At 64.8% G+C, this 6256-nt stretch carries 7 protein-coding genes; 4 read left to right on the top strand and 3 right to left on the bottom strand.

Features of this window, described 5'->3' with window-relative positions:
* Positions 1–211: 211 nt before the first annotated feature.
* The 4 genes from RT131_RS04860 (at position 212) to rnfB (ending at position 4290) form a co-directional block, all read left to right on the top strand.
* A complete protein-coding gene (locus tag RT131_RS04860; RefSeq protein WP_313170756.1) occupies positions 212–658 on the top strand; it encodes a DUF2147 domain-containing protein in 447 nt (148 codons plus the stop codon).
* 248 nt (positions 659–906) lie between these two features.
* Positions 907–2985, top strand: a complete 2079-nt coding sequence (gene metG / locus RT131_RS04855; protein ID WP_313170754.1) for a methionine--tRNA ligase — start codon at positions 907–909, stop codon at positions 2983–2985.
* A gap of 170 nt (positions 2986–3155) precedes the next feature.
* Positions 3156–3746 (top strand): HAD family hydrolase, encoded by a 591-nt coding sequence (locus RT131_RS04850; RefSeq protein WP_313170752.1) that lies wholly within the window; start codon positions 3156–3158, stop codon positions 3744–3746.
* Positions 3747–3801: 55 nt separating this feature from the next.
* Positions 3802–4290 carry an Rnf electron transport complex subunit RnfB gene (gene rnfB / locus RT131_RS04845; RefSeq protein ID WP_313170750.1) on the top strand — a complete coding sequence of 163 codons (489 nt, stop codon included), beginning with the start codon at positions 3802–3804 and terminating at the stop codon, positions 4288–4290.
* A gap of 153 nt (positions 4291–4443) precedes the next feature.
* Here rnfB and RT131_RS04840 read toward each other — a convergent pair whose 3' ends face one another.
* The 3 genes from RT131_RS04840 to RT131_RS04830 form a co-directional block, all read right to left on the bottom strand.
* Positions 4444–4968, bottom strand: coding sequence for a hypothetical protein (locus RT131_RS04840; protein ID WP_313170748.1), 525 nt, complete (start codon positions 4966–4968; stop codon positions 4444–4446).
* Between the two features lie 102 nt (positions 4969–5070).
* Positions 5071–5418: a RidA family protein gene (locus RT131_RS04835; RefSeq protein ID WP_313170746.1), complete on the bottom strand. Its 348-nt coding sequence runs from the start codon at positions 5416–5418 to the stop codon at positions 5071–5073.
* Positions 5415–6107, bottom strand: a complete 693-nt coding sequence (locus RT131_RS04830; protein ID WP_313170744.1) for a DUF998 domain-containing protein — start codon at positions 6105–6107, stop codon at positions 5415–5417. The genes RT131_RS04835 and RT131_RS04830 overlap by 4 nt, the downstream gene beginning before the upstream one ends.
* Positions 6108–6256 lie beyond the last annotated feature (149 nt).

The following is a 6256-nucleotide window of genomic DNA, read 5'->3' as shown; positions in this document are numbered from 1 at the left end:
GCTCAAAGCCCCTCTCCCGCATGCGGGAGAGGGGTTGGGGTGAGGGCAGCTTCTGAGGCATTGCCGGTGAAAGCCCCTGCCGAGCATGGCTCGGCACTACAGGGCTGCAAAATCTGCTGCACTGCGGATTCCGTACGGGACCGAATGCGGTTACATTCGGCCCGTAACAGCGCCGCCGGCAGCTGACCAAACCCACCCTGGGAGGGGACACATGCGTACGACTTTCAAGACCCTGCTGCTGGCCCTGCCGCTGCTGGCCGCCGGCTTCTCTGCTAGCGCCAGTGACAGCGCCGCCGGCCGCTGGCGCACCATCGACGACGAAACCGGCCGGGTGAAGTCCATCGTCGAGATCAGCCAGGCCGCCAACGGCACGCTCAGCGGCAAGGTGCTGCAGGTACTGCAGTCCGACCAGGGTCCGCACCCGGTCTGCAACAAGTGTGAAGGTGCCAACAAGGGCAAGCCGATCGAAGGCATGACCATCCTCTGGAATGTCCGTCCGGACGGCGCCAACAAGTGGGCCAACGGCACCATCCTGGACCCGGCCAAGGGCAAGACCTACAGCTCCAAGGTCGCGCTGGTGGACAACGGCCGCAAGCTGGATGTCTCCGGCTGCATCGCCTTCATCTGCCGCACCCAGACCTGGCTGCGCGACCAGTAAGCCGCTCAAAGCCTTTGCTTGAAGCCCCTCTCCCGCCTGCGGGAGAGGGGTTGGGGTGAGGGGGAGCGTTTAGCTAGAAAGTCAAAAGCTCCCCCTCATCCGCCCCTTCGGGGCACCTTCTCCCGTAGACGGGAGAAGGGAAGGCCCAGGTTTCGCTCCCTGTCTGGCAAGCCCCCAGCCCCGGCCTCCCGGGGCTGCTTCTTTCCGGCCATGCGATAATCCCCGGTCCCCTGCCGCAAACCATCGCCATGACCCGCAACGCCCTAGTCACCAATGCCCTGCCCTACGCCAACGGCCCGCTGCACCTCGGCCACCTGGTGGGTTACATCCAAGCCGACATCTGGGTGCGTGCGCGGCGAATGATGGGCGAGAAGGTCTGGTACGTCTGCGCCGATGACACCCACGGCACGCCGATCATGCTGGCCGCGGAGAAGGCCGGGGTAACCCCGGAAACCTTCATCGCCAACATCCAGGCCGGCCATGAGCGCGATTTCGCTGCCTTTGGCGTGGATTTCGACCATTACGACTCGACCAACTCGGCGACCAACCGCGAGCTGACCGAGGCGCTGTACGCCAAACTCGACGCCGCCGGCCATATCAGCCGTCGCTCGGTGGCGCAGTTCTACGACCCGGCCAAGGGCATGTTCCTGCCCGACCGCTACATCAAGGGCACCTGCCCGAACTGCAAGTCGCCCGACCAGTACGGCGACAACTGCGAAGTCTGTGGCGCCACCTACGGCCCCACCGACCTGATCGAACCGAAGTCGGTGGTGTCCGGCGCCACCCCGGAAATGCGCGATTCGGAGCACTACTTCTTCGAAGTCGGCCGTTTCCAGGAGTTCCTGCGCGAATGGCTGGCCGGCGACGTGGCCCTGCCCGGCGTGAAGGCAAAGCTGGCCGAGTGGCTGGATGCCGAAGGCGGCCTGCGCGCATGGGACATCTCGCGCGACGCGCCCTATTTCGGTTTCGAGATCCCCGGCGCACCGGGCAAGTACTTCTACGTGTGGCTGGACGCGCCGATCGGTTACCTGTCCAGCTTCAAGAACCTGTGTGCCAGGACCGGCGACGACTTCGACGCCGTGCTTGCCGCCGACAGCAATACCGAGCTGCACCACTTCCTCGGCAAGGACATCGTCAACTTCCACGGTCTGTTCTGGCCGGCGGTTCTGAAGGGCAGCGGCCTGCGCACGCCGACCAAGCTGCACGTCAACGGCTACCTGACCGTGGACGGCGCCAAGATGAGCAAGTCGCGCGGCACCTTCATCATGGCCCGCACCTACCTGGATGCCGGCCTGGCACCGGAAGCGCTGCGCTATTACTTCGCCGCCAAATCCTCCGGCGGCGTCGACGATCTGGATCTGAACCTGAGCGACTTCACGGCCCGCGTGAACGCCGATCTGGTCGGCAAGTTCGTCAACCTCGCCAGCCGCTGCGCCGGCTTCATCGCCAAGCGCTTCGACGGCAAGCTGGCCGACGCGCTGCCGGACCAGGCCCAGTACGACCGTTTCATCGCTGCGCTGGCACCGATTCGTGAGGCCTACGAGCGCAACGACGCGGCCGCTGCCATCCGCCTGACCATGGCGCTGGCCGATGAAGCGAACAAGTACATCGACGACACCAAGCCGTGGGTCATCGCCAAGCAAGAGGGTGCCGACGCCGAACTGCAGGCGGTCTGCACCCAGGGCTTGAACCTGTTCCGCGTGCTGGTTACTGCCCTCAAGCCGGTGTTGCCGGCCACGGCACTGCAGGCCGAAAGCTTCCTCAACGCCCCGGTCCACGGCTGGGACGACATCACCACCCCGCTGACCGCACACAGCATCGCCGCCTACGTGGCGCTGTTCACCCGTATCGACCCCAAGATGATTGACGCAATGACCGACGCCTCCAAGGACACCCTCACCGCCCAGCCCGCCACCGAGGCCAAGCCGGCCAAGGCTGAAAAGCCCGCCAAGGTCGAAGTGAAGGCCGAGGCCAAGGCCGAAGGTGAAGCTTCCGCGTACATCGGCATCGACGATTTCGCCAAACTCGACCTGCGCATCGGCAAGGTGCTGGAATGCGGCTTCGTTGAAGGCTCCGACAAGCTGCTGCGCTTCCTGCTGGATGCCGGCGACCTCGGCCAGCGGCAGATCTTCTCCGGCATCCGCGGCAGCTATGCCGAGCCGGAAGCGCTGGTCGGCCGCAATGTGGTGTTCATCGCCAACCTGGCCCCGCGCAAGATGCGCTTCGGCCTGAGCGAAGGCATGATTCTGTCGGCCGGTTTCGACGGCGGCGCACTGGCGCTGCTGGATGCCGATGGCGGAGCACTGCCGGGCATGCCGGTTCGCTGAAGCAGGGAGTCGGGAAGGGAGAATCGGGCGTCGTAGAAGCAGGAGCATGGCTTCATGAGGTTCCGATTTCTCCCGGCCAAGCAATGTCTGGAAAAGAAACCTAGCCGTCGCGATGTCGGGAATATCGGCCCTGCCGGTTCCCGTTTCCCAACTCTCTGTTCCCGGCACTCATGCAACTAGCCCTCTTCGACTTCGACCACACCATCACCGTCTGTGACACCTATAGCCGGTTTCTGCGTCGTGTGGCCACGCCGGAGCAGCGCGCGCAGGGGTGGTGGCGGGTTGGCCCGTGGGTGCTGGCCTATCGGCTGAAACTTATCTCGGCTGAACGCATCCGCCGCCGCGTCACTGCACAGGTGTTCACTGGCCGCCACGCGGGTGAGATCAGCCAGATGGCCAGCGACTATGCACGCGAGCAGTTGCCGGAAATGGTGCGTCCAGAGATGCTGGAGCAGATCCAGTGGCACAAGGCACAGGGCCATACCGTCGTGGTCGTGTCCGGTTCACTGGATCTATACCTGCAGCACTGGTGCGGGCGGATGGGCCTGCAGATGATCTGCAACCGGCTCGAGGTGCAGGACAACCGCTTCACCGGCCGCTACGCCGAGGGCGACTGTGGCGCGCGCAAGGTGGCCTTGATACGCAAGCGTTTTGACCTGGGCAAGTACCAACGAATTCACGCCTACGGCGACAGCAGCGAAGACAAGCCCATGCTGGCGCTGGCACATGAGCGCTGGTATCGCGGCAAATGCCTGACCTGAGCCCCTCTCCCGCCGGGAGCGGGGTTGGGGTGAGGGCGAATAGCAGGACTCTCAAATGACTACCCAACCCCCATCAGACGCTGCACGCCCCCCTCTCCCGCAGGGAGAAGGAAAGGCTGCACTGGTCGAACGCCTCGATCGCCTGCTGCCACAGACCCAATGCGGCCAGTGCGGCTACGACGGCTGCCACCCCTATGCCGAGGCGATGGCAACCGGTGAGACCGGCATTGACCACTGCCCGCCAGGCGGTGATGCGGGTGCACGTGCACTGGCGCATGTGCTGGGAGTGCCGGCCCTGCCCTATGACCGCAGCCGCGGCGAGCACAAACCGGCGCAGGTCGCGGTCATCGTCGAAGCCGACTGCATTGGCTGCACCAAGTGCATCCAGGCCTGCCCCGTCGATGCCATCGTCGGCGGTGCCAAATACATGCACACGGTGCTGGCCGAACTGTGCACCGGCTGCGAGCTGTGCATCCCGCCCTGTCCGGTGGATTGCATCGAGCTGCAGGCTGTCCCGAACCCCGGCTTTGTGGGAGCGGCGTAAGCCGCGAAGCTCGTGGAAACCGAGCTGGCGAAGATCCCTATCGCCGCATCAAACCGTAAAAACGCAGCAGCTCCAGATCATATTGAACGCTGCGACTCAAGCATTGCCAGCTTCGCGGCTTACGCCGCTCCCACAAACAGCTGCAGTGCTCCCTCAGTACTCGTCATCCTCGCCTTTCGGCGGCAGTGGCGGCACGGTGTACTGGTGCCCGTGCGCACGACAATCCGCTATCAAGGCCTCCGCATCGGCCCGCACTATCGCGCGTGTGCCCAGCGGATAGCGGTCGTCCTCGACCAGATCCGTGCGCAGGTCGGTAAACGGTGAGAACGAGGCCGATACCGCATAGCGCTCTTCCGAGGTAGCCAGCGCATCACCGCCCCACCAGCGGATCAACGATTGCGCGTTGTCCCAGATCAGCACCGTTTCCACCGTGCCGCCGGCGAGCTGGTAGCCAACCGCGCAGAAGCGGTTGGGAACGCTGCGGTCACCATGGCGCCGTACCGTGTTGCGCAGCTCCGCCTCGATCAGCTTGAACTGCGGGTAATCCAAGGGCTCGATGCGCTGCACCGGCGCTTGCGCGTAGATCATCTTCGACAGCGGCGCCGGTGCTGCCACCGACACGCTGGCCCCCATGCCTGCCAGGACACAACACAGCGCGAACAACAGACGGCTTCTCATTCCTTTCCCTTGCCTCCCTGCAAAGACATCACCAGCCTCACGGCTGGATCTGCCCGGGCACCATCGCACCCGGGCCAGACCCGCGATAGCGGTGCCGTCCGCTTACGGTACAGCCGCAGTGATCACGATCTCGATCTTCCATTCCGGATTGGCCAGCTTGGCCTGCACGGTGGCGCGCGACGGTGTTGCGCCTTGCGGCACCCACTTGTCCCAGGCTTCATTCATGCCGGCGAAATCCGCCAGGTCAGCCAGGAAGATCTCGGCGCGCAGGATCTTGGTCTTGTCGGTCGGCGCCAGGCGCAGCAGATCGTCGATGGCCTGCAGTACCTGCTCGGTCTGGCCCACGATATCGGCGCTGGTATCTTCCGGCACCTGCCCGGCCAGATAGGCCACGCCGTTGTGGATGGTCATTTCCGACATGCGCGGGCCGGTATCGAAGCGTTGGATCATGGGGGTGACTCCGTGTTGTGGATGTAGCCGCCATTGTGAGGGCAAGCGGAAGTTTCAGGCGTTTCTTTGCGTGAACGACGCCACGACACAAACGCTACCAGCAGCAGCCAGCCCACCACCACGGCGATCACCAGCTTCTGCCCGAGCCCGCGCGGGCTGCCACGCCACAGCACATGCAGCCATAGCCCGGCGAAGGCGAACCATGCCCAGCCCCAGGTCAACCAGTACAGCCCCCGCCAACGCGCGTCACGACCGAAGCACCAGGCCTGCAACAGCATCGCAACGGTCACGCACAGGAATGCGGTTTGCGCCGCCAGACCGTGTACCAGGGGCGCCAGCAGCGGCGCATGCTGCGGCAACCAGCTGTCGCCAATCGCAACCGCAGCCAGACCGAGCCCGGCCAGCACGAACAAACTGGGGGGCAGGCCGCGCCGGGCGCTGCCGTGCGCCTGCCGGTACAGCATTACCCCAAGCACGGCGATGGCCAGCGCCAGCAGACAATAGGCGACGCGCAGCAGGATGCCGTACGGGCCGTGCAGGTACAGACTGAGGGTTGCGCGAACCCAATCCAGATCATCGCGCGCAAACTGCAGGCTGATGGCAATGGCCGAGAACAGCAGCAGGGCCAGCACCACGGCCAAGGCCAGCGCTGCCGATTGCCAAGCCCGTCCATGCGAACCACGCCCCATGCCCCTGCCCCTGCGTTCGAATTACCCAGTCTAGTCTGCCTGCGGCCGCCACGCTGACTGAAGGCGGTGAAAACGCGACAGCGCATGCATGCAGCCATCATCACGCGTGAGGACTAGTCTTATGCGTCCGCGCCGCACCAGCGCATAGC

The sequence above is a fragment of the Stenotrophomonas sp. genome (genome assembly GCF_032066555.1).
In the GTDB taxonomy this organism is placed as follows: Bacteria; Pseudomonadota; Gammaproteobacteria; order Xanthomonadales; family Xanthomonadaceae; genus Stenotrophomonas.
Note: the sequence above shows the minus strand (reverse complement) of the source record. Positions and strands in the feature narration are given on the sequence as shown.